Raw genomic sequence first — 24,435 nt, 5'->3', positions numbered from 1 at the left:
TGCTTTCTTCGCCCCTGCTCGTCTTTCTGTTGCCTGCCGCTCCCGTGGCCTGCGTCTGTGCGTCGGCCTTGCCGCCGCCCCCTGGTTACTGGTGAGCCAGGCCAGCGCCCAGCAGTCCGCTTCCTCCGACGTGATGACCGCCGAGTCTTCCTCCGTCGAACAGGCCTCTATTGAGCCCACCACCGAGCCCACCACCGAACTCGACCCGCTGGTGGTGTCGGCGACGCTTTCGCCGCGTACCGCCAGTCAGTCGCTGTCCTCCGTCAGCGTCATCGATGAAGAGGCGCTAAGGCGCCGCGATCCGGTCAGCATTACCGACGCCCTGCGTGGCCAGCCCGGTGTGGATATTTCCACCAACGGTGGCTTCGGCAAGCAGGCGAGCGTCTATATCCGTGGTACCGGCAGCACCGCCTCGGTGATGATGATCGACGGTATCCGCCTGCGCTCGGCCACCAATGGCGGGCCTGCCTGGCAGTACCTGGAGCCGCGCATGTTCGAGCGTATCGAGGTGGTACGCGGTCCCCGCGGTGCGCTCTACGGCGCCGACGCGGTGGGCGGGGTGGTTCAGCTGTTCACCGACAAGCCCGATGAACAAGGGCCGACGCCCAGCGTGCAGCTCGGTACCGGCTCCTTCAATACCCAGCGGGCCTCAGCCAGTCTGTCGGGCCGCGAGGGCGGTACCTCCTACCAGTTCAGCGCCACCCGCCTGGACAGCGACGGCACCGAGATTCGCGACGGTGGCGAGGACAAGGCCTACGACAACACCTCGGGTCTGGTGAGTCTGTCCCACACCTTCGACAACGGCGCCAACCTCGGGCTGCTGGGACTGCGTGCCCGTGGCAACAACGAATACGAAGGTGGTGACTCCGACTATGTGCAGCAGGTGGCGGGTGTCTACGCTGAGGTGCCGGTGTCCGATATCTGGTCGTCGCGTCTTACCCTGAGCGAGGCCCGCGATGAGCTGGAGGACCACTCCGAGCCCAACGACTTTGGGCCTGGAAGCACCACCGAGTTCGACACCGAGACCCATACCGTTCGCTGGGACAATACCCTGCAACTCGGTGCCCACGAGCTGATCGCCGGTGCCGAGTATCTGGAAGACAAGGTCGACAGCACCACCGACTACGAAGAGACCAGCCGCGACAACGTGGCGGTGTTTGCCCAGGCACTGATGGACTTCCATCCGTTCTCGTTGCAGGCGGGTCTGCGCCACGACGACAACGAGGCCTACGATGAAGAGGTCACCGGCCACCTGGCGCTGGGCTACGCCCTCGACGATCAGCACACCCTGCGTGCCAGCTACGGTACCGCCTTCCGCGCCCCGACCTTCAATGAGCTGTACTTCCCCGGCTTTGGCAACAGCGATCTTGAGCCCGAGGAGTCCGAGACCTGGGAGCTTGGTCTGCGTGGTCAGTACCAGCGGCTTTACTGGGATCTGGCGCTCTACCAGACCAACGTCGACGCCCTGATCGCCAATGAGTCGAGGGATGGCCGCTTTGCCCCCTTCAATGTCGACGAGGCGCGTATTCGTGGGGTCGAACTTGCCACCGGGCTCGAGCTCGACCAGTGGACCCTGGCGGCCAGCGTCGCCTATACCGACCCGGAAGACCGTGACACCGGCAAGCAGCTGATTCGCCGCGCCAGCCAGACCCTGCGCCTGGACGCCGATCGCCAGCTGGGTGACTGGAATCTGGGGGCCTCCTTCATCGCCCAGGACCACCGCTACAATGACGTCGACAACGACGAACGTCTGGCCGGCTACGGCACCCTGGACCTGCGCGCCGGCTGGGCCTTTGCGCCGGACTGGAAGGCCAACCTTACGCTCGAGAACGTCTTCGATCGCGAGTACGCCACCTCGCGTGCGTCTGCCTTTCAAGGTGGCTGGGACTACGAAAACCCCGGACGTGCCGCCTACCTGAGCGTCGGCTTCAACCTGTGATCATCCGCCGCTCGCTTGTCTCGGCCAGCGCCGGCCTGGTGCTGTCGGCGCTGGCCAGTGCCGCCATGGCGTCCTCTTCGCCCGACGGGGACGGGGACATCTGCGTGGTCGATGACACCGAGCGGGAGCTATGCCTGGCGGCGCCGGCAGAGCGCATCGTGGCGCTGTCGCCCAGTGTCACCGAGATGCTGTTCGCGGCGGGGGCCGGCGAGCGGGTGGTGGGGGTAGTCAGCTTCAGCGACTATCCCGAGGCCGCGCGCTCGCTGCCCCAGGTGGGCAGCTACGATCGACTCGACCTCGAGTCGCTGTTGGCGCTTGACCCCGACCTGGTGGTGGCCTGGGCCGGCGGTAATCCTGGACAGCAGGTCGAACGCCTGGATGAACTCGGCCTGCCGGTGTTCCGCTCGGACGCCGCCAACTTCGAGCAGATCGCCACGACGCTTGAGCGGTTCGGCCGCCTGGCCGGTTCGGCGGATACCGGCGACACCGCGGCCCGGGAGCTGCGAGAATCGGTAGCGGCCCTCGGCGAACGCTACGTTGACGCAGCACCGGTCGAGGTCTTCTATCAGGTATGGGAGCAGCCGCTGATGACCGTCAACGGTGAGCACTGGATCAGTCGGGCGCTGTCACTTTGTGGCGGCGTCAATCTATTCGCCGACGAGGCGCCGCTGGTGCCTCGACTGTCGCGGGAGGCGGTGCTGGCCGCGGACCCGGAAGTCATCATCACCGGTGGCATGGGCAAGGCGGACTCCACCTGGCTCGATGCCTGGCGCCAGTGGCCGCAGATGACCGCCGTGGCCCGCGACAACCTCTACTTCATCAACCCCGACTTGGTGCAGCGGGCGACGCCGCGCCTGGTCGAGGGCACCCGAACCCTGTGCCAACATCTGGACTCTGCCCGTGAGCGCCGCTGACTCCAGCGCTACCTATCGGCCCACCCGGCGACGTCGTCCGCTGGGCCTGCTGGCTCTGCTCGGTGTGGTGTCGGTGGTGCTGGCCGTGTCGGTGGGCAGCGTCGCGCTGTCACCGATGGAGCTGTGGCTGACGCTGACCGGGCAGGGCAGCCCCCTCCACCAGACCCTGGTGTGGGAGCTGCGCCTGCCCCGTGCGCTGGCCGCCTTCGGTACCGGTGCCTTGCTGGCCCTGGCCGGCGCCTTGATGCAGGTACTGCTGCGCAATCCATTGGCCGACCCCTATGTGCTCGGGCTCTCCGGCGGGGCTTCGGTGGCGGCGCTGTGTGCCATGCTGGCTGGCCTTGGCGCCGCACTGGTCTCGGCCTCGGCCTTTGCCGGTGCGCTGGTGTCGATCCTGGTGGTATTCGGCCTGGCCCATGGCAGTGGCAGCTGGTCGCCGGCCCGCCTGCTGCTGACCGGGGTCGTCATGGCCTCCGGCTGGGGCGCGATCATCACCTTCCTGCTGGCGGTCAGCCCGGTAGAAGAGCTGCCGGGCATGCTCTACTGGCTGATGGGCGACATGGCCTACGCCCGCAGTCCCTGGCCGGTACTGGTCATCGCCGCGCTGTCGGCGCTGGTACTGGTGCCACTGGGGCGGACCCTCAATGTGCTTGCCCGGGGTGGCCAGCAGGCGCTGGCGCTGGGCGTGGCGGTGCGCCCGCTGGAATGGGGGCTGTATCTGGCGGCGAGCCTGGCCACCGCCACCGCGGTGACCACCGCCGGATCGGTGGGGTTCGTCGGCCTGATGGTGCCGCATATGCTGCGCCTTCGCCTAGGTGCCGACCAGCGTCTGATCCTGCCGGCCTCGCTGCTGGCCGGTGGCTGCCTGCTGACCCTGGCCGATACCCTGGCGCGGACCCTGATCGCCCCCCAGCAGTTGCCGGTAGGGGTGATCACCGCGCTGATCGGGGTGCCGAGTTTTCTCTACCTGCTGCATCGCAGCCACGGCAAGGGATAGGGGCGTTCATGGCTGTCACACCCGCATCCACCGACCAGGCGCTGCCAGTTTGTTCGTTGTCCTGCGAAGCTCTGGTGATCGACGTGCCGGGCAGGGCGGACGGTCAGCCGCTGTCCTTTTCCATCGAGCCCGGCAGTCGCTGGGGTATCCTCGGGCCCAACGGCGCCGGCAAGAGCACGCTCCTGCATACCCTGGCCGGGTTAAGGGCGCCGCGCCATGGGCGCTTGAGGCTGGACGGCCGGCCGCTGACCGACTGGCGCCGGCGTGCCGTTGCCCAGCGTCTGGGCGTGGTGTTCCAGGAGCGCCATGACGAGTTTCCGGCCAGCGTGCTGGAAACCGCGCTGATCGGCCGCCATCCCTTCCTCCGGGCCTGGCAGAACGAAAGCGAGGACGACGTCCAGCGCGCCCTGGGGGCGCTTGAACGCCTCGATATCGCTCACCTGGCCCACAGGCCGCTGGCGACCCTGTCCGGCGGCGAACGTCAGCGGGTCAGCCTGGCCACGGTGCTGACCCAGGCGCCGCAGATCTGGCTGGTGGATGAACCGACCAACCACCTCGACCTGCATCATCAGGTGGCGGCCATGGCGCTGCTCGACGAACAGGCAAGCCAAGGGGCCGCCGTGGTGATGTGCCTGCACGATCTCAATCTGGCGGCGCGCTGGTGCGACCACCTGCTGCTTTTGTATCCCGATGGCGCGGCCTGCTGGGGACCACGCGACGATATGCTGGTGACGTCGGCCCTCGAGCGGCTCTACGACCAGCCGTTGAGCGTCGCCGAGGTCGATGGCGCCGCCGTCTTCATGCCGCGGGTGGCCTCGTCGCTTAATCCGCCGCGCCCCACCAAGGAAGTTTCCCATGACCCACACGTCCTCCACGACACAGACTCCGAAGAACGTTGATCCCGAGCGCCACGCCCGGCGCATGGCCGCCAAGCAGCGGATCATGGCCGAGCGCATCGCCAGTGCCGACAAGGAACAGGGCGTGCTGCTGGTGCTGACAGGCCCCGGCAAGGGCAAGAGTTCATCCGGCTTCGGCATGCTGGCTCGGGCGCTGGGCCACGACATGAAGGTGGGCGTGGTGCAGTTCATCAAGGGCGCCTTCTCCACCGGGGAGGAGGCCTTCTATCGCCGCCAGCCCGGAGTGGCCTTCCACGTCATGGGCGAGGGCTACACCTGGGACACCCAGGACAGGGAGCGCGATGTCGCCGCCGCCGAAGCCGCCTGGGACAAGGCCCGCAAGTTGCTTCAGGATCCCGATATCGCGCTGGTACTGCTCGATGAGCTGAACATCGCCCTGCGCTACGGTTACCTGGATCTCGACCGGGTACTGGACGACCTGCAGGCCAGACCGGCGATGCAGCACGTGGTGGTGACCGGGCGCCACGCGCCCCAGGCGCTGATCGAACTGGCCGATACAGTCACCGAGATGAAGGTGGTCAAGCACGCCTTCAAGGATCAAGGCATCAAGGCCCAGAAGGGTATCGAGCTGTAAGGGAGCGCTAGCATGGCAACGCTGATGATCCAGGGCACCACCTCGGATGCCGGCAAGTCCACGGTGGTCGCCGGTCTGTGCCGGGTGCTGGCACGGCGCGGGTTCAGCGTAGCCCCATTCAAGCCCCAGAACATGGCGCTGAACAGTGCCGTCACCGTGGATGGCGGCGAGATCGGTCGCTCCACCGCGCTGCAGGCCCAGGCTGCCCGCGTAGCGCCGCACAGCGACATGAACCCTGTGCTGTTGAAGCCCGAAAGCGACAAGGGCGCCCAGGTCATCCTGGCCGGTCGCGTCCACGGCAGCATGGCCGCGTTGGACTACCACGCTTACAAGACCACCGCCCGACAGACGGTGATGGACTGCCATCGCCGGCTGTCCGAGAGCTTCGACGTGATCATCGCCGAAGGGGCGGGCAGCCCTGCGGAGGTCAACCTGCGCGAAGGTGACATCGCCAACATGGGCTTCGCCGAGGCGGTGGACTGCCCGGTACTGCTGGTCGGAGATATCGACAGAGGCGGCGTCTTTGCCCAGCTATGCGGTACCCTGGCGCTGGTCAGCGCGTCCGAAAACGCGCGGATCAAGGGCTTCGTGATCAACCGCTTTCGCGGCGATATCGGGCTGCTGGAGCCGGGGCTTGAGTGGCTGGCCGAGCGCGAGGCGAGGCCGGTGCTCGGCGTGCTTCCCTACCTGCAGGGGCTGTGGCTCGACGCCGAGGACAGCCTGTCGCTGGAGCAGCGGCTTGATCACGCGGAGGGTGACATGCTCAAGGTGGTGGTGCCGGCCCTGCCGCGCATCAGCAACCACACCGACCTCGATCCGCTACGCCTGCATCCTCGCGTCAGCCTGAGCCTGGTCGGCCCCGACCAGCCGATGCCCGATGCCGACGTCATCCTGTTGCCGGGCAGCAAGAACACCCGGGCGGACCTGGCCTGGCTGCGCAGCCAAGGATGGGATGAGCGTATCCGGCGCCATCTGCGTTACGGCGGGCGGGTGCTGGGTGTCTGCGGCGGTTTTCAGATGCTGGGGGAATGGATCGACGATCCTGACGGCATCGAGGGCGAGCCCGGCGGCGTCGAAGGGCTCGGTTGGCTTGCCATGTCTACTACCATGCGCCCCGACAAGCGCCTTAAACGCGTCAGCGGGCGCATCGACACCGCCGACGGCTGTTGCAGCATCCACGGCTACGAGATTCATCAAGGCGTCAGCCGGGGAGAGGCGCTTTCACGGCCATTAATGCGTCTGGAAGGACGAGACGAAGGTGCCGTCAGCCAGGATGGCCAGATCATGGGTACCTACCTGCACGGGCTGTTCGACGGCCCCGACGCCTGCGAAGCCTTGCTCGCCCGCCTCGGGCTCCCGCCCGAGGACACCCGCCGGGTGGACCTCGACGCCCACCGCGAACGTCAACTCGACCGGCTTGCCGACGCCATCGAGCAACATCTGGATATGGAGATGGTTCTGCGCCTGATCGGTTGAGGAAGATGGTCCGATATCGGCGCCCGGCGTAAACTGTGGGGGTGCCACAGCTTTCCCTGTACAGATGGCACCATGGCAACTGCGTCGAGGGCTTGGTCATGAAGGTGACATCCAAACATGTGGTCAGTAGAGACAAGGGATGGGCAGTAAAGACCAGCGGCACGTCTCGTGCCGGCAAGGTTTTCGAGAGCAAGGCTGAAGCCGTGGAATACGCGCGCCGCGTGGCCAGGAAGGAGCACGGTGAGCTATACGTGCATGGGCTCGATGGCACTATCCAGGAGCGCAAGAGTTATCGGCGCGAATCTGAGGCAACCAAGTCTCTGCGCTCGAAGAAGTGACGGCGTACGCCATTTGAGCGCAATGTCTTTGTCAATTGCCCGTTCGATGAGGCGTACTATCCGCTATTGCGTCCCTTGCTCTTCACCATCATCTACGTTGATTTGCTCACCCAGCAGGCTCGTGATGTAGTCAAGGACTCTGTCAGGCTGCTCGCGATGGGGCACATGGCCACACCCCTCCAGCAATACCATTCGTGACGGCCCTTGAGGTAGTTGCGCGTAGCGTTCTGGCTGCTGTGGCGAGCCGTATTCGTCCTGGTCGCCGTGAAGTGCCAGTGCAGGACACCCGACCCATCTAAGGGTGTCATCCAGGGCCCAGCCCCGAAACTCGGGGTCCAACCAGGTCTCTACCCAGGCGTCGAGCACCCAGCGGGCCTTGTCGCCATGGTACTTCTTCAGGCGCTCGATCTGGCCGGGCAGGGCGAACGTATCGCGGGCCTGTCGGATGCCCGAAAGCGTGCGTTCTTCCACAAAGGCCTGGGCCGCCAGGGTAATCAGCGCCTGGCAATCGTCGTAGTGGGCAGCGATACCGGCGGCCATGCAGCCGCCCACGCTATGGCCCAGAACAACGAAACCCTCGAGCTTTAATGCGCGATGAAGCGCGGCAAAGCCCTGGTGCGCTTCTTCGGCGATAAAGGTGTGGGTCAGTCGGTCTGGGTGGCCCGTGGATTGGCCGAAGCCCAGTCGATCGTAGGCGATCACTTCGCGGCCGGTGGTCTGGCACAGGGCTTCGGGGAAGTTGCGCCACAGCTCAACGCAGCCCAGCGAGTCATGCAGCAACACGATGGGCGCGCCCTGGGTATTAGGCTCGGGACGCCATCGACGAACAAACAGCGATTGCCGGTCTGTGTCGTGAAGTGACACCTGAAGGTCAGATACCTGGGGCATGAAGTGGCTCGCTGGCAGCAACGTATCAAGCCCACTCTAGCGAGTGGCCGCTGGCCTGCCAAGCAAGCGCTAGGTTTGGACAGGTCGCTTTTAGGACAGGTCGCTTTTTAGTACAGGGCCATGCCAGTGCCAGAGCCGCTTCAAGGATACGCCTTGGCAAGTTACGTCTTGTCGGCAAAGCGTTCGGGGTCATCGGAAATGACGGTGGTCACGCCCCATTTCCAGTACTTGGCGAAGGCCACCGGATCATTGGCGGTATAGCACAGCAGCGGTGTGCCGCTCTGGGTGACCTCCCGAGCCCGCTCTTCCTTCAGCTTCTTCCAGTCGCAGTGCAGGCTGTAGGCCTGTACCGCTTCCATGTCGTGCCGCCAGTTCTTGCCGATCTTGTCGACCAGCACCCCAAGGGCGAGCTGGTCGGGCGTGGCGATGCTGCGCGCGTGATCGAGGGCCGCCGGGCTGAAGGAAGACACCAGTCGACGTTCGAACGGCAGCGCTTCCAGCAGACGCGGGATCACCGATTCGGCCAACGCTTCTGGATCGCGCCCCCGGGTCACCTTGAGTTCCAGGTTGACCGCCATACCGCGTCGATCGATCAGATTGAGCATGTCGTCGAGTGTCGCCATGCGCTCACCGCGAAAGCGCTCGGCGTACCAGGCGCCGACGTCGTATTCCCTGGCCTGTTCCAGACGCAGCTTGCTCAACTTGCCGCGCCCGTTGGAGCAGCGCCGCATGCCGGGGTCGTGCCAGATCACCGGGGTACCATCACCCAGCAATTGCACATCGAGCTCGACCCAGGTGATACCGGCTTCCCAGGCTAGCTGGACGGCGCTCAGGGTATTTTCCGGTGCATGGGCCGACAGGCCGCGATGCGCCATCAGGCGGGGCAGGTCGATAAGGGGCGTGCGAGATGTCGTCATGGGCTCTCCTTGGCTTGGCGTCACAACATGGCACCGGCTTTCGTCATCATCGGACATGACCGTCCTGCTAGCCAGAGGCTGCACGCCTCCATGTTGGGCCACAAAGATGACCGAACGGCGACGACATGAACACCCCGTCTGTCGCAGCGGTACGCCGAGGGCGGTGTCGCTGCCTGGAATATGCTAGTCTCGCCGGTTTCGACAAGTGGGTCAGCGCCGGTCGGCGCCAGCAATTAGAGGTCAGTGATGAAGGTCGTCAAAATCAACGAGCCCCAGCAGCGGGAAGCCTGCCTGGCACGCCTGTGTGCAGAAGCCTACGGTCATCAGGCGGGTATCGCCCCCCTGGTCACCTTCGCCGGCGTCATCGGGGTGCTGTTCAAGCAGGAAGCCGCCCGGCTTCTCGCGCTGGTGGACGATCAGTCCCGTCCCATCGCGCTGGCCCTGCTGGTCAGCGACGAAGCTGGTACCAGCATGAATGTGGCCCAGTTGACGTCGCTGGATCCTGACGCCGAAAGCGCGGTCGACGGCGGCAACAAGACAAGCGCGGAAAGCGATAGCCAGGGCGAGGCGCAAAAGCCGGCCGGCAAGGGTAAACTGAATCCCGCCCTTCGTCTGGTGGCGGAACTGGCGCTGCGGGCGCCGCTGCGGGTGGACGTGGTCAGTGATGCCCAGAAGGCCGAGTTTAGCGCTGCCGGAATCCAGCGCTGGATCAAGGGCCCGGGCGAGCTGCAGATCGGTCTGGGACCCAAGCATACGGCCACCAGCCTCGACAATCTGCCGCGAACCCTGACCGTGGACGAAGCCTCGGTGGTGGCCAACTTCAAGCAGGACAAGGCGTTGTTCGAAGATTACAAGAACCGCTTCGTCAGAGGCCTGGAGTCCTTCCCGCGTACGCTATGAGCAACGACGGCATAAAGCTCTCAAGGGAACGGCACTGTTCGAACGATTGATCTGGCAAGAACCGCTTCGTCAGAGGCCTGGAGTCCTTCCCGCGGACGCTATGAACTAGTAGAAGTGGTAGCAACAACGAAGCCCCGACCCCTGCCTCTTTTTGGAGGCGAGGGCCGGGGCTTCGTCGTTGGGCAAAGGGGCGGCGCTTGCCGGGCCGAGGTGGTTGTTGATCCGCTCGCGGGCAGCAAGAACGGAGGTGGCCCGGGTCACGCCGTCAGGGATCGATGCCCGTCGATCCGTGCAGTTGTCTAGCCTTCGCTGGTGAGGCTGAACGATCCCTTCATCATCGAGGAGTGGCCGGGGAAGGAGCAGAAGAAGGTCAGATCCTGGTCGGCGAGTCCTTCGGTGTCGAAGGTGATGCTGGTGGATTCGCCGCCGCCGATGATGTCGGTGGCGGCCAGGGTACGGTCATCCTCGGGCAGGTAGTTGTTGCCGAGTCCCGCCTGCATGCCGGCGGAGGCGATCTCCTGATAGGCGTCGGTAGGGGCCAGCACCCAGTTGTGTCCCATCACGTCTTTCGCCATGGAGCCCGAGTGGGTCAACGTCAGACTGACGGTCTCGCAGCTGGCGGGTACGCTCAGCTCGCTCTTGTCGTACTGCATCTGGTCATTGGAATCGATGGTCAGCCGGCACTCTTCGGCGACGTTGTCCGCGGCGCCGTCATCCGCCACCGCCACGGCAGAGAACAGCGGCACGGCGGTGATCGCGAGGATGGAGGCGGAGGAAAGCAGGGCATGTTTCATGACAGCGTCCTTTTCGTTGCTGGATAGGGTGGGTGCAGGGTTTGCCACGACCGTTCACGGCGTTCAGCAAAGGGAAGCGCGGTGCACCACACAAGATGTATACATGTTTATATGTGAACTGTATACAGTTGATGAGTCTCGTAGACATCAATGGAGCTGTCAAGCGCCGACAGTGATCCCGTGGCCACGGCTGTGCCGGCGGCAAATCCAGTTTGGACTTGACCGAGGTCGAGCAGAGCGCTTGACTGGGCGTACATACCCGTTAGCAGCGTAAGGAAGCCTTTCATGGCCAAGCGGATTCAATTCGCACGCACCGGCGATTCCGAGGTGCTGGAACTCGTCGATACACCGGCGGCCGAGCCGGGCCCCGGCGAGGTACGCGTCGCCAATGAGGCGGTGGGCCTCAACTTCATCGATATCTACTTCCGTACCGGTCTGTATCCGGCGCCGTCCCTGCCGTCGGGCCTGGGAACCGAAGGCGCTGGCGTGGTCGACGCCGTGGGCGAGGGGGTCGATCATCTGCAGGTAGGCGACCGCGTGGCCTACGCCCAGGGGCCCCTGGGTGCCTACGCCGAACTGCACACCCTGCCGGCGGACAAGGTGGTGGCGCTGCCCGAGGGGATCAGTTGCGAGACCGCAGCGGGGGCCATGCTCAAGGGTCTGACGGTGCAGTACCTGCTGCGTCAGACCTACCCGCTGCAGGGTGGCGAGACCATCCTGTTCCACGCCGCCGCCGGTGGGGTGGGATCGATTGCCTGTCAGTGGGCCAAGGCCCTGGGCGTCAAGCTGATCGGCACGGTCAGCTCCGTCGAGAAGGCAGAGCTTGCCAAGCGCAATGGCGCCTGGGCGACCATCGACTACACCAAGGAAGACGTGGTCGAAAGGGTGCGCGAGCTGACCGGTGGCGAGATGGTCGACGTTGTCTACGACAGCGTGGGCAAGGACACCTGGGAGACCTCGCTGGACTGCCTGAAGCCGCGCGGCCTGATGGTCAGCTTCGGCAACGCCTCCGGACCGGTCGAGGGGGTCAACATCGGCATCCTCAACCAGAAGGGCGCGCTCTACGTCACTCGGCCGAGCCTCAACGGCTACGCCGACAGCCCGGAGCGGCTGCAGGACATGGCCGACGAGCTGTTCGACATGATCGAGAGCGGCAAGGTGAAGATCGACGTGGCCCAGCGCTTCGCCCTGGCAGAGGCCGGCAAGGCGCAGGACGCCCTGGCCTCACGCAAGACCACCGGGTCTACCGTGCTGCTGCCCTGAGCGATCGATCGCCGATCCCTGTCTTCCTGATCGAACCTGTCCTCCGGACAGAGCGGGCCCGCCAAGTTGGCGGGCCCGCTTGCATTTCAGGGAGGCGTCGGCCTGACGGCGGAGTGGCTTGCGTACCGGCTGCCCTGCTCGCCGTCGGTTCTGCTTGGCGCTACAGCGACGCCCCCAGCTCGCGAATCATCTTCTCGCGCCGCTTGAGGGCGGCCAGTCCCTCGTCGCCCAGGCGATCGGCCACCTCGGTCAGAAGCCCCTGGGCCAGCAGGAAGAAGGCGCCCATGGCGTTGGAGAAGAACAGGCTGTCGGTAGGCACCAGGAAACGGTATTCGGCGACCCGGGCAAGCGGAGACGACTCGCTGTCGGTCAGGGCGACCACCCGAATCCCCGCCCGCGCCGCCACCCGTGCGGTTTCCAGCACGCTGGTGGTGTAGGGAAAGCAGCTGATCACCACCAGCAGGTCCCCTTCATCCAGTTGCGCCAGGGCGTCGGCCACCCCCTGGCGTCCCGCATCCAGCTCCCCGGTATCGGCACGCAGCATGCCAAGCCCATAGGCCATGAACTGCGCCAGCGACGCAAACTGGCGTTGCCCGTGGACCCTGACCCGACGGGCGAGGGCCAGCAGCTCGACCACCCGGTCGTAGTCATCGGCGTCGAGTCGCTCGAGCAGGCCGGCGAAGTTGGCGCTCTCCTGGCGTCCGAGCCGGGCCAACCGGGCGACACCCTGACCCTGGTCGCGATCGGTCGACAGCCTCGAGGCCAGGTCGCTGTAGAAGTGCTCGCCGCCATCGGCCAGGTCCCGCCGAAACACCGCCTGCAATTCGCCGAAGCCGTCGAAACCCAGGCGCTGGGCCAGCCGGGTCAAGGTCGAGGGATTCACCTCGAGCCGCCCGGCCAGCTCGCTGATCGAGGCCACCGCACTCGCCTGCGGCGACTCCAGCAGCGCCATCAGCACCCGCAACGATCGTTTGCCCAAACGAACCTCGCCGTCACCGGCCTGGATCTGCGCCGCCAGTTCCTTCAGGTCGCCGAGGGTGCTCGATTCGCCGAGGCGAACAGGGCGTTCCTGAGCGCTCCGCTCGGTCGATGGCGTGGTGGCGGGCTTCGAGTCGCGAGAGGGCATGGCGTCTCCTTGAATGACGAGCGGGCCAGTGTGCCAGCTTGGCGGGCGTCTGTCCGGTGAGGCGTAGACACAATTTGCAAATATGCATTGTGTAAAAATAGAATGCATTTAATATTTGCATTTATGCGATGTCGTATCTACCTGCTGGAGGTTCCATGAGCCGCGTCTTTCACCGCCACCTCAAGGCGTCCTATCCCACCGCGGTGGCAGGCGATGGGCCCTATCTGATCGATGCCGCAGGCAAGCGCTACCTCGATGCCTGTGGCGGCGCGGCGGTGTCCTGCCTGGGGCATAGCGATCCCGAGGTGCAGGCCGCGATCAGCGAACAGGTCAAGCGTATGGCCTACGCCCATTCAAGCTTCTTTACCTCGGAGCCGATGGAGGCGCTGGCCGACTTCCTGGTCGATCGCGCGCCCCAGGGCATCGGCAGCGTCTACTTCGTCTCCGGTGGTTCCGAAGCGGTGGAAGCGGCACTGAAGATGGCGCGCCAGTACTTTCTCGAGATCGGCCAGCCAGAGCGCACCCAGGTCATCGCCCGGCGCCAGAGCTACCACGGCAATACCCTGGGGGCGCTGGCCACCGGCGGAAACGCCTGGCGTCGGCGTCCCTTCGAACCGCTGTTGGCCGACACCACCCACGTCAGCCCCTGTTACGCCTACCGCGGCCAGCGCGCGGACGAAAGCGCCGAAGCCTACGGCGAGCGACTCGCGGTGGAACTCGAGGACACCATCGAGCGGCTGGGGCCACGCCGGGTCATGGCCTTCGTCGCCGAGCCGGTGGTGGGGGCGACCCTTGGCGCGGTGCCGGCGGTGCCCGGATACTTTCGGCGGGTGCGCGAGATCTGTGATCGTCACGGCATCCTGCTGATTCTCGATGAAGTGATGTGCGGCATGGGGCGCACCGGTAGCCTGTTTGCCTGCGAGCAGGAAGGCGTCAGCCCCGACCTTCTGACCGTGGCCAAGGGCCTGGGCGGTGGCTACCAGCCCATCGGCGCCACCCTGGCCAGTGCGCGTATCCGCGACACCATCGCCGAGGGCACCGGCTTCTTCCAGCATGGCCACACCTATATCGGCCACGCCACCGCCTGCGCCGCGGCGCTGGCGGTGCAGCGCGCGGTAGAGCAACGCGGCCTGCTTGAGCAGGTGCGGGCCAGGGGCGAGGCGCTGCGTGCTCGCCTCGATCAGCGCTTCGGCGACCACCCGCACGTCGGCGATATTCGTGGACGCGGGCTGTTTCTGGGACTCGAGCTGGTGGCGGACCGGGCCAGCAAGGAGCCCTTCGACCCCGACCGACGCCTCAACGCCGCGGTCAAGGCCGCCGCCATGGACCTGGGGCTGATGTGTTATCCCGCCGGCGGTACCCTGGACGGACGCCGTGGAGACCATGTGCTGCTGGCGCCGCCCTATATCGTCGAGGAAGATCATCTCGATGAGATCGTCGACAAGCTCGACGCCGCCTTGCAGCAAGCGCTTGGCCAGGTGGGCCATTGAGTCCGTGCCTGGCGCTTCGGCCCGCGCAACACCACTGACACACCAGGCCCGCCAAGGGGCGGGCTTGCTACCTTTTTTCCCACGTACAGGATGACAGCATGACCCTTCGTTCCCGCTTGCCCGAGCTTGACGACGCCACCATGAGCGCGGAGCAGCGCCGGGTGCTCGACGATATCCTCAGCGGCCCCCGCGGCAACCTCGATGGTCCCTTCCTGGCCTGGGTGCACAGCCCACAGCTTGCCGACCATGCCCAGCGCCTGGGCGCCTTCTGTCGCTACCATACCTCGCTTCCGCTGCGCCTCACCGAGCTTGCCATCCTGACCACCGCGGCCTGGTGGAAGTCCCAGGCGGAGTGGCAGATCCACGCCCCCATCGCCCTCAAGGCCGGCCTGTCCGAGTCGGTGGTCGAGGCCTTGCGAGAAGGCCGTCAACCGACCTTCGAGCGCAGCGACGAAGTCATCGTCCATCGCCTGGCCAGCGTGCTGTATCAGCATCGGCGCGTCGATCAGGCCACCTACGACAGGGCAGTGGAGGCCTTCGGCGAGGAGGCCGTGGTGGAACTGGTCGGGGTGCTTGGCTACTACGCCCTTGTGGCGATGACGCTGAACGTGTTCGAGGTTCGCCGAGGCGATGAACCGCTGCCCTTTGACGAACCCTAACCCTTTGCCGAACCCCTGCCCTTTGACGAAGCCTGCCCTTCGTCGAACCCTCCGAGGCGCGCTGACGAGGTGTTTTAGGCTACGCTGAATCAGCGGTACCCTGGCGCTTTCTCGGTGACGCTTTCGCGACCTCCAGCACTCTGCAATCGCCCGTCAGGGCGCCGCCCAGGGAGGGGCCGGCATGGACGACAGTCTTCTGGTATTTATCGTGCTCGGGCTGACGCTGGCGGCGTTCGTCTGGGGGCGGTTTCGTTTCGATCTGGTGGCGCTGGCCTCCTTGCTGGCCTCGGTGGTGCTGGGGCTGGTGCCCGCCGACCAGGCCTTTTCCGGTTTTGGCCATCCGGCGGTGATCACCGTGGTGGCGGTGCTGGTGCTGTCCCGTGGCTTCGAGCGGGCCGGGGTGGTGGACGTGATCGCCGCCCAGGTGCTCAAGGTCGGCGACAGGCTCCTGTACCAGCTATTGGCGCTGACCGGCCTTGTCACCGTGCTGTCGGGCTTCATGAACAACGTGGGGGCGCTGGCGTTGCTGCTGCCGGTGGCCCTGCGGATGTCGCGCGAACACGATACCTCGCCGTCGATCCTGCTGATGCCGCTGGCCTTCGGCTCGCTGCTGGGTGGCCTCACCACCCTGATCGGCACCCCGCCCAACATCATCATCTCGAGCTACCGCGCCAGCGTCGCCGGCGAGCGCTTCAGCATGTTCGACTTCTTCCCGGTAGGCGGCGCCGTGGCAGTCGCCGGGGTTGCCTTTATCGTGCTGCTGGGCTGGCGCCTGGTGCCAAGGCGCACCGGCCAGGCCAGCCGCGACGCCATGTTCGATACCGCCCACTATCTGGTGGAGGTACGGGTCGACGCCGATGCCCAGGCCCTGGGCTGGTCGCTGCACAAGCTCAGGCGCAAGCTCGACGACAACGTGCCCGTGCTGGCGCTGGTGCGGGGCGGTCATCGCTACGCCGGCCACTCTTTCTATGGGGTGCTCAAGGAGGGCGACATCCTGCTGCTGGAGGCCGGCCCCGAGGAGCTGAAGGCGCTGGAGGATCGTGCCGGACTGCGGGTCGGTCTGGCACCCGAGGAGGCGCAGGATCCTGATGCCGAGCAGAGCGAGGCCGAGCCGACCGACACCGAGCCAACCAACACCGAGAAGGCCGACAGCGATGACCAGGTGCGGTCCTCGGGCAACGCAGCAGCCGCATCGACATCGGCCCAGCCGTTGAACGCAGACGGCAACGCCGGGTCCGCTTCGCTGGCCCAGCGTACCCGCCAACTGGTCGACGAGGACGAGCAGGCGCGAGAGCGCCGCATCACCCTGGACGAGACCCGTGAGGCGGCGCGGGGCACCGAGGACGGCGACGAGCGCCAGGACGACAAGGCCCCCGAAGACCTGCACCTGATCGAGGCGGTGGTGCGCAACGACGCCGCCATCAGTGGCCGCACCGCCGCCGAGCTGCGCCTGCACCATCAGTACGGCCTGCACCTGGTGGCGGTGGCCCGTGACGGTGGGCGCCTCAAGCAGCGTCTGCGCGATATTCGTTTTCGGCCCGGCGACGTGCTGCTGCTGCAGGGCGATCCCGAAGGGCTGGGGGAGAGCCTGACGGTGCTTGGCTGCCTGCCGCTGGCAGACCGGCGCCTGACCCTCGGTCAGCCGCGCCAGCTTGCGCTGTCGGTGGGCATATTTGCCGTCGCCATCACGGCCATGCTGTTCGATCTGCTGCCGGCGGCGGTGGCCTTGTCGCTGGCCGCGCTGGTCACCCTGCTGGTGGGGGTGCTGCCGCTGCGTGAAGGCTACCGCGCCATCGACGGCCCAGTGGTGGTGTTGCTGGGGGCGATGATTCCGGTGGGGCAGTCGCTGGAGTCCAGCGGCGGGGCAGGTCTGATCGCCGATGCCATGCTCGGGCTTGGCAGCCAGTGGCCGCCCATCCTGGTGCTGGCGGGGCTCTTCATGGTCAGCACCTTGCTGTCCAACGTCATCAACAATGCGGCGGCGGCGCTGTTGATGGCGCCCATCGCGGCGAGTCTCGCCAGCGGTTTCGAGCTGTCGCTTGACCCCTTCCTGATGGTGGTGGCGATCAGCGCTTCCTGCGCCTTTCTGACGCCCATCGGCCACCAGTCCAACACCCTGGTGATGGGCCCCGCGGGCTATCACTTCAGCGACTACTGGCGCCTTGGCCTGCCGCTGACCCTGGTGGTGATGGTGGTCGCCATCCCGCTGATCATGCTGGTCTGGCCGCTGCAATAACGGCCAATGAAAACGCCCGGGCTGGGCCCGGGCGTCGTGGTGGTGCGCGAAACGTCGGCGCTACGCGGTGACGTTGTGGTGGTTCATCTTTTCCTTGTCGGTGACGAAGGCGTCAAAGGCGAAGTCGTCCACGCTCAGCATGTCGAGCACCTCGGCCTCGCGCTTGCGCATGAAGTCGGCATCCTCCTCGCTGATCAGACCCTCCTCGAGCGCGGCTTCCAGGCGTTCTTCCGGGTGCAGCGCCTGCACCGGCAGCTTGCCCTTGGAGTACGCCTTGTTGATCTGGCGATAGAGCACCTCGGCGCGGTCCTGGGTTTCCAGCAGGGCGTTGTAGCGCGCCACCGGGTTGTCCTGGACCTGGTCGTTGCTGTCCCAGGCGCCGACCAAGAGCTTCTTGCGCAGGGCGCTGTCGGTGGACACCGCACGGGCGATGGACCGGGCCAGGTCGTCGTGGGGGCGTGCCCAGCGGCGGCCCAGCGGCATCACCAGCACCTTCAGGGTCTTGCCCAGCGCCCGGTTGGGCAGGTTGTCGAAGACCTCGACGAAGGCGGTCTCGGCGCGGTTGAGCAGGAAGCGGCAGGCGTAGTGCATCAGTTCCGCCTCGCCCTCGACCTTGTCACCCTCGTGCCACTGCTTGATCACCATGCTCACCAGATAGAGGTTGGAGAGCACGTCACCCAGGCGCGCCGAGAGCATCTCGCGCTGCTTGAGCTCGGCGCCCAGGCTCGCCATGGCGGCGTCGGCGCACAGGCTGAAGCCGGCAGACAGACGGGCCACGTCCTGGGCGTAGGGGCGGGCGACCTCGTCGAAGGGGCACGACGGCTTGCCGATGCCCAGGCCCATGGTGAGGGCGCGGGCGGCGTTGCCGAAGATCAGCCCGGCATGGCGGAAGAACGCCCGGTCGAAGGCCTTGGCGTCATCGGCATCCTTGGCCGCCAGTTCCTCCAGCACGTAGGGATGGCAGCGGATCGCGCCCTGACCGAACACCATCAGGTTGCGGGTCATGATATTGGCGCCTTCCACGGTGATCGCCACCGGGTTGGCGCTGTAGCCGATGCCCAGGTAGTTGCGCGGGCCCAGAGTCACCGCCTTGCCGCCGTGGATGTCCATGGCGTCGGCCAGGATGTCACGCTGGAACTCGGTCAGCTGGCTCTTGAGGATGGTCGATGGCACCGCCGGCGCCTGGCCGTGGTCGATGGTGTTGGCGGTCTGATAGACCGCCGCCTGAGCGATGTAGGCCTTGGCGGTAAGACGTGCCAGCGGCTCCTGAATGCCCTCCATCTCGGCCACCGGCACATTGAACTGGCGACGGATGCGGGCGAAGCCGCCGGCCCAGCCGATGGCGTAGCGGCCAGTACCGGTAGCGCCGGAGGGCAGGGTGATGCAGCGGCCGACCGACAGACACTCGATCAGCATGCGCCAGCCTTCGCCGGCCATCTCGGGGCCACCGATGATGGTGTCCAGCGGCACGAACACGTCCTTGCCACGAATCGGACCGTTCATGAAGGGGCTGCCGATGGGGTGGTGGCGGCGGCCGATCTCCATGCCGTCGGTGTCACGCGGTACCAGCGCGCAGGTGATGCCGAGGTCCTCGGTGTCGCCCAGCAGGTGGTCCGGGTCGAACATGCGGAAGGCCAGGCCAACCACGGTGGCGATGGGCGCCAGGGTGATCCAGCGCTTGTTGAAGGTCAGGCGCAGGCCCAGCACTTCCTTGCCGTCGATTTCCTGCTTGCACACGATGCCGACGTCCGGCAGCGAAGTAGCGTCGGAGCCGGCGCGGGGGCCGGTCAGGCCGAAGCAGGGGATCTCGCGGCCGTCGGCCAGGCGGGGCAGATAGTGGTCCTTCTGCTCCTGGGTGCCGTACTTGAGCAGCAGCTCACCCGGACCCAGCGAGTTGGGGACACCCACGGTGGACATCAGGGTCTCGTTGACCGCGAGCTTCTGCAGCACCGCCGACTGGGCCTTGGCTGAGAAGCCGAGACCACCGTACTCCTTGGGAATGATCATGCCGAAGAAGCGTTCCTTCTTCAGGTAGTCCCACAGCTCCGGCGGCAGGTCGGCGCGCTCGCGGGCGATGTCCCAGGCGTTGCACATGCCGGCGGCCACGGTGCACTGATGGTCGATGAAGGCGCGTTCCTCGCCGCTGAGGCCGTCATCCTTGAAGTCGAGCAGGCGCTGCCAGTCAGGACGGCCGGAGAACAGCTCACCGTCCCAGGCCACGCTGCCGGCCTCAAGCGCAGTACGCTCGGTATCCGATACGCGGGGGGCGACCTTCTTGAACATGGCGAACAGACGTGGCGACAGCCAGCCATGGCGCAGCGCCGGCAGGCCGCAGACGGCGATGGCGGCGGCGGTGATCAGCAGCAGTACGCCGACGAATTCGGCGTCGAGGACCAGGCCCGCGACCCCGAGAATGGCCGGCAGGGCGGCGGCAGGCGCGGCCCCGGCCTCGCGGCGGGCGATGGCGATCAGGCCAACGACCGCAAAGATGAGCAGGAGCAGGCTGAGCATGGGCGGTTCTCCTTGGAGAGCGATGAGAGGAAGTGTGGTTGTAATAAAACGCCTGTTTGAATTCTTGCAGATTAGCCCATCGCCTGACAACCGGCCATCGAAAACCTTGCCTCTTGCACCATGGTCGAACTAGAGGTCTCTTAGCTGCACAAAAAAGGCCCCGTGAAAGTCACGGGGCCAGGTCGATGTCGTCTAAATCGTGTCGCCGCCAGCGGCAGCTTTTCCGGCGTCAGCCAGGCTGCGCTGTGCTATCAGAACTTGCACCAGCACCAGCACCAGCACGTGCAGAGAGGCGCCGCTCGCTCTGGGTCGGATGGGCCTCCTCGAGCCGGCGCTGCGGCGGCGTCTGGGCCGGGGTGCCATTGGCCACGTAGTAGGGCGCCTGGCTCGGCGGCAGCGGCTCGCGGCCACGGATCTTGTCGGCCATGCGCTCGGCCAGCATGATCGTCGGCGCGTTGAGGTTGCCGGTGGGAATCACCGGGAACAGCGAGGCGTCGACCACCCGCAGGCTTTCTACCCCGTGCACGCGTCCGGCGCCGTCGACCACGCAGTCGTCACCGTCGCCCATGCGGCAGGTGCCACAGGGATGATAGGCGGTCTCGGCGTGGCGGCGCACGAAGGCGTCGAGCTCATCGTCGCTCTCCACGTCCGGCCCCGGCGAGATCTCGCGGCCGCGGAACTCGTCCATGGCCGGCTGGGCGATGATCTCGCGGGTCAGGCGAATGGCGTCGCGGAACTCTTCCCAGTCCTTTTCGGTGGACATGTAGTTGAACAGGATCGAGGGCGCGGCCTTGGGATCGACCGAGGTCAGCCGTACACGTCCTTCGCTCTGGGAGCGCATCGAGCCGACGTGGGCCTGGAAGCCGTGGGCCTGCACCGCGCTCTTGCCGTTGTAGCTGATGGCGATCGGCAGGAAGTGATACTGCAGGTTCGGCCAGGCTTCCTCTTCGCTGGTGCGGATGAAACCGGCGGCCTCGAACTGATTGCTGGCGCCCACGCCGCTGCCCTTGAACAGCCACTCGGCGCCGATCGCCGGCTGGTTGTACCACTTCAGCGCCGGGTACAGCGAGATCGGCTTCTTGCACTCGTACTGGATGTACATCTCCAGGTGGTCCTGCAGATGGGCACCGACGTTGTCGTTGACGTGGACCGCCTCGATGCCGAGCTCCGCCAGCAGGTCCGCCGGGCCGATGCCCGAGCGCTGCAGGATCTGTGGCGAGGCGATGGCGCCGGCGCACAGCAGCACCTCGCGACGGGTGCGCACCTCCTGGACCTGGCCCTTGCGCTGATAGCGCGCGCCCACCGCACGCTTGCCCTCGAACAGGATGACGTCGGTGGTGGCTCGGGTCTCGATGGTCAGGTTGGGGCGCTTCTTGGCCTCGTCCAGATAGCCACGCGCGGTGGAGGCGCGGCGTCCCTGGGGCGTGACGAAGCGGTCCATGGGGCCGAAGCCTTCCTGCTGGTAGCCGTTGACGTCCTCGGTGGCCGGGTAGCCCGCCTGCTGACCCGCCTCGATAAAGGCGTGGTAGAGCGGGTTGTTGCCGGGCTTCGGGGTGGCCACGCACACAGGGCCGTCGCCGCCATGGTAGTCATTGGGGCCGATATCGCGGGTCTCGGCCTTCCTGAAGTAGGGCAGGCAGTTGGCGTAGTGCCAATCCTCGAGCCCGTCGCGCTTGGCCCAGCCGTCATAGTCCAGGGCGTTGCCACGGATGTAGCACATGCCGTTGATCAGCGAAGAGCCGCCAAGGCCCTTGCCGCGACCGCACTCCATGCGGCGATTGTCCATGTGCGGCTCGGGGTCCGTCTCGAAGGCCCAGTTGTAGCGCTTGCCCTGCAACGGGTAGGCCAGCGCTGCCGGCATCTGGGTGCGGAAGTCGAAGCGGTGGTCCTTGCCGCCGGCTTCCAGCAGCAGGACCTGGACGTCCGGGTCCTCGGTCAGACGAGTGGCGAGGACGTTGCCGGCGGAGCCGGCGCCGATGATGACGTAGTCGAATTCACGGAGCTGTGACATGTGACGCCTCCCTGAAGGCAATGGGGTGACCGGGTCAGGCGTGACGCGGTGTTCGAGTGCTGTCGCGACGGGCCGGCCTTAGAAGACCGACTCGAAGGGGCCCATTTCGACCTGGACCGACTTGGTCTGGGTGTAGTGGGCCAGGGTCTCGATGCCGTTCTCGCGGCCGACGCCGGACTGCTTGTAGCCACCCACCGGCATTTCGGCCGGGGACTCGCCCCAGGTGTTGATCCAGCAGATGCCGGCTTCCAGGCGATGGATCAGGCGATGCGCACGGTTGAGGCTCTCGGTGAAGACGCCGGCGGCCAGGCCATAGGTGGTGGCGTTGGCGCGCTCGAGCACCTCCTCGTCGGAGTCGAAGCCGAGCACCGACATCACCGGGCCGAAGATCTCTTCACGCACGATGCGCATGTCATCGGTGCAGTCGGTGAACACCGTGGGTGCCGCCCAGGCGCCCTTGGCCCAGTCGCCCTGGTCCCAGGCGTCGCCGCCGGCCAGTACCCGGGCGCCTTGCTGCTTGCCCAGCTCGATGTAGGACAGCACTTTCTGTTGGTGTTCGAAGCTGACCAGCGGGCCGAAGTTGACCGAGGGATCCATCGGGTCGCCGGCCTTGATGCGCGCCACCCGCTCCTCGAGCAGTGCCTCGAAGTCGGCCTTGACGGCGTTGTCGACGAACACCCGGGTGCCGTTGGTGCAGATCTGGCCGCTGGAGTAGAAGTTGGCCATCATCGCCGCGTCGGCGGCACGGACCAGGTCGGCGTCACGGCAGACGATTAGCGGCGACTTGCCGCCAAGCTCCATGGTGACGTCCTTTAGGCTGGAGGCGGCGGAGGCCGACATCACCTTCTTGCCGGTGCCCACCTCGCCGGTGAAGGACACCTTGGCGATGTCCGGGTGGCCGGTGATCGCTTGGCCCACCTCGGCCTCGCCGTGGACGACGTTGAACACGCCATCGGGCAGGCCGGCTTCGGTGAACACCTCGGCCAGGATCATGGTGGTCAGCGGGGTGACCTCGCTGGGCTTGAACACCACGGCGTTGCCGGCGGCCAGCGCCGGGGCGGACTTCCAGCAGGCGATCTGGATCGGGTAGTTCCAGGCGCCGATGGAACCGATGACGCCCAGCGGCTCGCGGCGGGTGTAGACGAAGCTGTCTTCACGCAGCGGAATCTGGCTGCCTTCGATGGCGGCGGCGAGGCCGGCGTAGTATTCGAGCACGTCGGCGCCGGTGACGATATCGACGGTGGACGTCTCGCTGAACGGCTTGCCGGTGTTGCGGGTCTCGAGCTCGGCGATCTCGTCGTTACGCTCGCGCAGCAGCGCCACGGCGCGGTTGAGGATGCGTCCGCGCTCCATGCCGGACATCGCGCCCCACACCTTCTGGCCGCGCTGGGCCGCGGCGACAGCGGCGTCCACGTCGGCCTGGCTTGCCACCTGCACGTCGGCCAGGTGGCTGCCATCGTAGGGGTTGGTGACGCTGAAGGTCTCGTTGGAGGTGGCGTCGGTCAGACGGCCGTCGATGTAGAGCTTCTGGAGTTCGAGAGTTGCCATGGCATCCTCCTGTCGAAAGGGCATGTGTCAGCAAGCTGACAGCGATGTCGGGGCGATAAGTGAAGAGCAAGAATGTGCGCGTGAGTGGCGCAGGTGTTGAGCCTGCCCACTCGGTCTGCCTGAGATCCGGCTCGAGGCTCGGGGCCTTGGTCGGAAGAGACTCAGGCCGGTTCCGGTTCGTGAGCCGCAGCGGGCGCGTGGCTGTCGAGCAGTCGATTCAGGTACTCCCGCGCCAGCTGGCGGGCCTGGACCGCGTCCAGGCCTTCCGGCGACAGGGTGCCGCGCAGCCACAGACCGTCGATCATTGCAGCCAGGCCATTGGCGGCGCGCTGGGCCTCGTGTCGGGGCATCAGCCGGCGAAACTGGTAGCAAAGGTTGGCGTACAGCCGCCGGTCGTTGATCTTCTGCAGCCGTTGCAGGTCGGCCTTGTGCATCGAGTTGGCCCAGAAGGCGAGCCAGGTGCCGGCAGCGCGGGCGTTGGTCTGGGAGGCGTCGAAGTTGCCGTCGATGATCGCTTCCAGATGGGCACGGGGGCTTGTGTCGCTCAGCGCCTTGCGCCGCGCCGCCACGGCCTGGCCCAGGTCATGCTGGATCTGGCGCATGGTCGCCTCCAAGAGGCCATCCTTGCCACCGAAGTAGTGGCTGATGATGCCGGCGGAGACCCCGGCGTGGCGGGCGATGCGCATGATGGTGGCATCGGCAAGCCCCACCTCGTGGATCGCCGCCATGGTCGCCTGGATCAGCTGCTGGCGGCGGATCGGCTCCATTCCTACCTTGGGCATGACAGACCTCCGTGCCGTTCGCCCTCGAACATTGAGGTGCCCGAGAGGTGAATCTGTTGATGCGCGTCTCGAGCGATATCGTGTTCAAGAGTTGAATCTAATGACTTGCTCCTCGAGGCACCCCCGAGGTTAGGATGTAGAGAGTATGCCTTTTA

20 protein-coding genes are annotated in these 24,435 nt (G+C 66.2%); 12 read left to right on the top strand and 8 right to left on the bottom strand.

Annotated features, from left to right (window positions below; translation table 11 throughout):
• Positions 1–133: 133 nt before the first annotated feature.
• From KUV74_RS14480 to KUV74_RS14450, 7 genes are all read left to right on the top strand, one after another.
• Positions 134–1,939 (top strand): TonB-dependent receptor domain-containing protein, encoded by a 1,806-nt coding sequence (locus KUV74_RS14480; protein WP_222516724.1) that lies wholly within the window; start codon positions 134–136, stop codon positions 1,937–1,939.
• Positions 1,936–2,853: a cobalamin-binding protein gene (locus KUV74_RS14475; protein ID WP_315900817.1), complete on the top strand. Its 918-nt coding sequence runs from the start codon at positions 1,936–1,938 to the stop codon at positions 2,851–2,853. The genes KUV74_RS14480 and KUV74_RS14475 overlap by 4 nt, the downstream gene beginning before the upstream one ends.
• Positions 2,834–3,850 carry an iron ABC transporter permease gene (locus KUV74_RS14470; RefSeq protein ID WP_261395477.1) on the top strand — a complete coding sequence of 339 codons (1,017 nt, stop codon included), beginning with the start codon at positions 2,834–2,836 and terminating at the stop codon, positions 3,848–3,850. The genes KUV74_RS14475 and KUV74_RS14470 overlap by 20 nt, the downstream gene beginning before the upstream one ends.
• Positions 3,851–3,858: 8 nt before the next feature.
• The gene (locus KUV74_RS14465) at positions 3,859–4,749 is read left to right on the top strand and encodes an ABC transporter ATP-binding protein (RefSeq protein WP_222516682.1); all 891 of its coding nucleotides are present in this window, start codon (positions 3,859–3,861) and stop codon (positions 4,747–4,749) included.
• Positions 4,706–5,341, top strand: a complete 636-nt coding sequence (gene cobO, locus KUV74_RS14460) for a cob(I)yrinic acid a,c-diamide adenosyltransferase (protein WP_222516681.1) — start codon at positions 4,706–4,708, stop codon at positions 5,339–5,341. The genes KUV74_RS14465 and cobO overlap by 44 nt, the downstream gene beginning before the upstream one ends.
• 12 nt (positions 5,342–5,353) lie before the next feature.
• Positions 5,354–6,817 carry a cobyric acid synthase gene (locus tag KUV74_RS14455; RefSeq protein WP_222516680.1) on the top strand — a complete coding sequence of 488 codons (1,464 nt, stop codon included), beginning with the start codon at positions 5,354–5,356 and terminating at the stop codon, positions 6,815–6,817.
• Between the two features lie 98 nt (positions 6,818–6,915).
• Entirely contained in the window at positions 6,916–7,155 is a 240-nt protein-coding gene (locus KUV74_RS14450) for a DUF2188 domain-containing protein (RefSeq protein ID WP_213229598.1), read from the top strand.
• 63 nt (positions 7,156–7,218) lie between these two features.
• Here the strand turns inward: KUV74_RS14450 and KUV74_RS14445 are convergent, their stop codons facing one another.
• Positions 7,219–8,043 carry an alpha/beta fold hydrolase gene (locus KUV74_RS14445; protein WP_222516679.1) on the bottom strand — a complete coding sequence of 275 codons (825 nt, stop codon included), beginning with the start codon at positions 8,041–8,043 and terminating at the stop codon, positions 7,219–7,221.
• A 161-nt stretch (positions 8,044–8,204) separates the two neighbouring features.
• Positions 8,205–8,960, bottom strand: coding sequence for a glycerophosphodiester phosphodiesterase family protein (locus tag KUV74_RS14440; RefSeq protein ID WP_108132973.1), 756 nt, complete (start codon positions 8,958–8,960; stop codon positions 8,205–8,207).
• 246 nt (positions 8,961–9,206) lie between these two features.
• Between KUV74_RS14440 and KUV74_RS14435 the strand changes: the two genes are divergently transcribed.
• Positions 9,207–9,860 (top strand): hypothetical protein, encoded by a 654-nt coding sequence (locus tag KUV74_RS14435; RefSeq protein WP_124803899.1) that lies wholly within the window; start codon positions 9,207–9,209, stop codon positions 9,858–9,860.
• A 299-nt stretch (positions 9,861–10,159) separates the two neighbouring features.
• Here the strand turns inward: KUV74_RS14435 and azu are convergent, their stop codons facing one another.
• Positions 10,160–10,654 carry an azurin gene (gene azu, locus KUV74_RS14430; protein ID WP_222516678.1) on the bottom strand — a complete coding sequence of 165 codons (495 nt, stop codon included), beginning with the start codon at positions 10,652–10,654 and terminating at the stop codon, positions 10,160–10,162.
• 285 nt (positions 10,655–10,939) lie between these two features.
• Between azu and KUV74_RS14425 the strand changes: the two genes are divergently transcribed.
• Positions 10,940–11,917 carry an NADPH:quinone reductase gene (locus tag KUV74_RS14425; protein ID WP_045994597.1) on the top strand — a complete coding sequence of 326 codons (978 nt, stop codon included), beginning with the start codon at positions 10,940–10,942 and terminating at the stop codon, positions 11,915–11,917.
• 160 nt (positions 11,918–12,077) lie between these two features.
• On the opposite strand, the gene KUV74_RS14420 is transcribed toward KUV74_RS14425, so the two are convergent.
• Positions 12,078–13,043 carry a MurR/RpiR family transcriptional regulator gene (locus KUV74_RS14420; RefSeq protein WP_222516677.1) on the bottom strand — a complete coding sequence of 322 codons (966 nt, stop codon included), beginning with the start codon at positions 13,041–13,043 and terminating at the stop codon, positions 12,078–12,080.
• 155 nt (positions 13,044–13,198) lie between these two features.
• On the opposite strand from KUV74_RS14420, the gene KUV74_RS14415 reads away from it, so the two are divergent.
• From KUV74_RS14415 to KUV74_RS14405, 3 genes are all read left to right on the top strand, one after another.
• Positions 13,199–14,533 carry an aspartate aminotransferase family protein gene (locus KUV74_RS14415; RefSeq protein WP_222516676.1) on the top strand — a complete coding sequence of 445 codons (1,335 nt, stop codon included), beginning with the start codon at positions 13,199–13,201 and terminating at the stop codon, positions 14,531–14,533.
• Between the two features lie 98 nt (positions 14,534–14,631).
• Complete coding sequence (locus KUV74_RS14410; RefSeq protein WP_045994599.1) at positions 14,632–15,192, top strand: carboxymuconolactone decarboxylase family protein; 561 nt, start codon at positions 14,632–14,634, stop codon at positions 15,190–15,192.
• 181 nt (positions 15,193–15,373) lie between these two features.
• Entirely contained in the window at positions 15,374–17,428 is a 2,055-nt protein-coding gene (locus KUV74_RS14405; protein ID WP_222516675.1) for an SLC13 family permease, read from the top strand.
• A gap of 60 nt (positions 17,429–17,488) precedes the next feature.
• Here KUV74_RS14405 and KUV74_RS14400 read toward each other — a convergent pair whose 3' ends face one another.
• The 4 genes from KUV74_RS14400 to betI form a co-directional block, all read right to left on the bottom strand.
• Positions 17,489–19,939 carry an acyl-CoA dehydrogenase gene (locus tag KUV74_RS14400; protein ID WP_222516674.1) on the bottom strand — a complete coding sequence of 817 codons (2,451 nt, stop codon included), beginning with the start codon at positions 19,937–19,939 and terminating at the stop codon, positions 17,489–17,491.
• A 229-nt stretch (positions 19,940–20,168) separates the two neighbouring features.
• Positions 20,169–21,950, bottom strand: coding sequence for a choline dehydrogenase (betA, locus tag KUV74_RS14395; protein ID WP_222516673.1), 1,782 nt, complete (start codon positions 21,948–21,950; stop codon positions 20,169–20,171).
• Positions 21,951–22,028: 78 nt separating this feature from the next.
• The gene (betB, locus tag KUV74_RS14390) at positions 22,029–23,498 is read right to left on the bottom strand and encodes a betaine-aldehyde dehydrogenase (RefSeq protein WP_213229618.1); all 1,470 of its coding nucleotides are present in this window, start codon (positions 23,496–23,498) and stop codon (positions 22,029–22,031) included.
• 161 nt (positions 23,499–23,659) lie between these two features.
• Positions 23,660–24,280, bottom strand: a complete 621-nt coding sequence (gene betI / locus KUV74_RS14385) for a transcriptional regulator BetI (protein ID WP_213229620.1) — start codon at positions 24,278–24,280, stop codon at positions 23,660–23,662.
• Between the last annotated feature and the right edge of the window lie 155 nt (positions 24,281–24,435).

It is taken from the genome of Halomonas sp. DP1Y21-3 (genome assembly GCF_019801245.1).
Lineage (GTDB): Bacteria > Pseudomonadota > Gammaproteobacteria > Pseudomonadales > Halomonadaceae > Halomonas > Halomonas litopenaei.
The sequence above is the reverse complement of the archived record's forward strand: the minus strand, read 5'-3'. Positions and strand labels throughout refer to the sequence as shown.

Excerpts from the sequence above, each read along its gene's own strand:
- KUV74_RS14480 (WP_222516724.1), top strand. The coding sequence starts at position 134 with ATGACCGCCGAGTCTTCCTCCGTCGAACAGGCCTCTATTGAGCCCACC.
- KUV74_RS14465 (WP_222516682.1), top strand. The coding sequence starts at position 3,859 with ATGGCTGTCACACCCGCATCCACCGACCAGGCGCTGCCAGTTTGTTCG.
- cobO (WP_222516681.1), top strand. The coding sequence starts at position 4,706 with ATGACCCACACGTCCTCCACGACACAGACTCCGAAGAACGTTGATCCC.
- KUV74_RS14455 (WP_222516680.1), top strand. The coding sequence starts at position 5,354 with ATGGCAACGCTGATGATCCAGGGCACCACCTCGGATGCCGGCAAGTCC.
- KUV74_RS14450 (WP_213229598.1), top strand. The coding sequence starts at position 6,916 with ATGAAGGTGACATCCAAACATGTGGTCAGTAGAGACAAGGGATGGGCA.
- KUV74_RS14445 (WP_222516679.1), bottom strand. The coding sequence starts at position 8,043 with ATGCCCCAGGTATCTGACCTTCAGGTGTCACTTCACGACACAGACCGG.
- KUV74_RS14440 (WP_108132973.1), bottom strand. The coding sequence starts at position 8,960 with ATGACGACATCTCGCACGCCCCTTATCGACCTGCCCCGCCTGATGGCG.
- KUV74_RS14435 (WP_124803899.1), top strand. The coding sequence starts at position 9,207 with ATGAAGGTCGTCAAAATCAACGAGCCCCAGCAGCGGGAAGCCTGCCTG.
- azu (WP_222516678.1), bottom strand. The coding sequence starts at position 10,654 with ATGAAACATGCCCTGCTTTCCTCCGCCTCCATCCTCGCGATCACCGCC.
- KUV74_RS14425 (WP_045994597.1), top strand. The coding sequence starts at position 10,940 with ATGGCCAAGCGGATTCAATTCGCACGCACCGGCGATTCCGAGGTGCTG.
- KUV74_RS14420 (WP_222516677.1), bottom strand. The coding sequence starts at position 13,043 with ATGCCCTCTCGCGACTCGAAGCCCGCCACCACGCCATCGACCGAGCGG.
- KUV74_RS14415 (WP_222516676.1), top strand. The coding sequence starts at position 13,199 with ATGAGCCGCGTCTTTCACCGCCACCTCAAGGCGTCCTATCCCACCGCG.
- KUV74_RS14410 (WP_045994599.1), top strand. The coding sequence starts at position 14,632 with ATGACCCTTCGTTCCCGCTTGCCCGAGCTTGACGACGCCACCATGAGC.
- KUV74_RS14405 (WP_222516675.1), top strand. The coding sequence starts at position 15,374 with ATGGACGACAGTCTTCTGGTATTTATCGTGCTCGGGCTGACGCTGGCG.
- KUV74_RS14400 (WP_222516674.1), bottom strand. The coding sequence starts at position 19,939 with ATGCTCAGCCTGCTCCTGCTCATCTTTGCGGTCGTTGGCCTGATCGCC.
- betA (WP_222516673.1), bottom strand. The coding sequence starts at position 21,950 with ATGTCACAGCTCCGTGAATTCGACTACGTCATCATCGGCGCCGGCTCC.
- betB (WP_213229618.1), bottom strand. The coding sequence starts at position 23,498 with ATGGCAACTCTCGAACTCCAGAAGCTCTACATCGACGGCCGTCTGACC.
- betI (WP_213229620.1), bottom strand. The coding sequence starts at position 24,280 with ATGCCCAAGGTAGGAATGGAGCCGATCCGCCGCCAGCAGCTGATCCAG.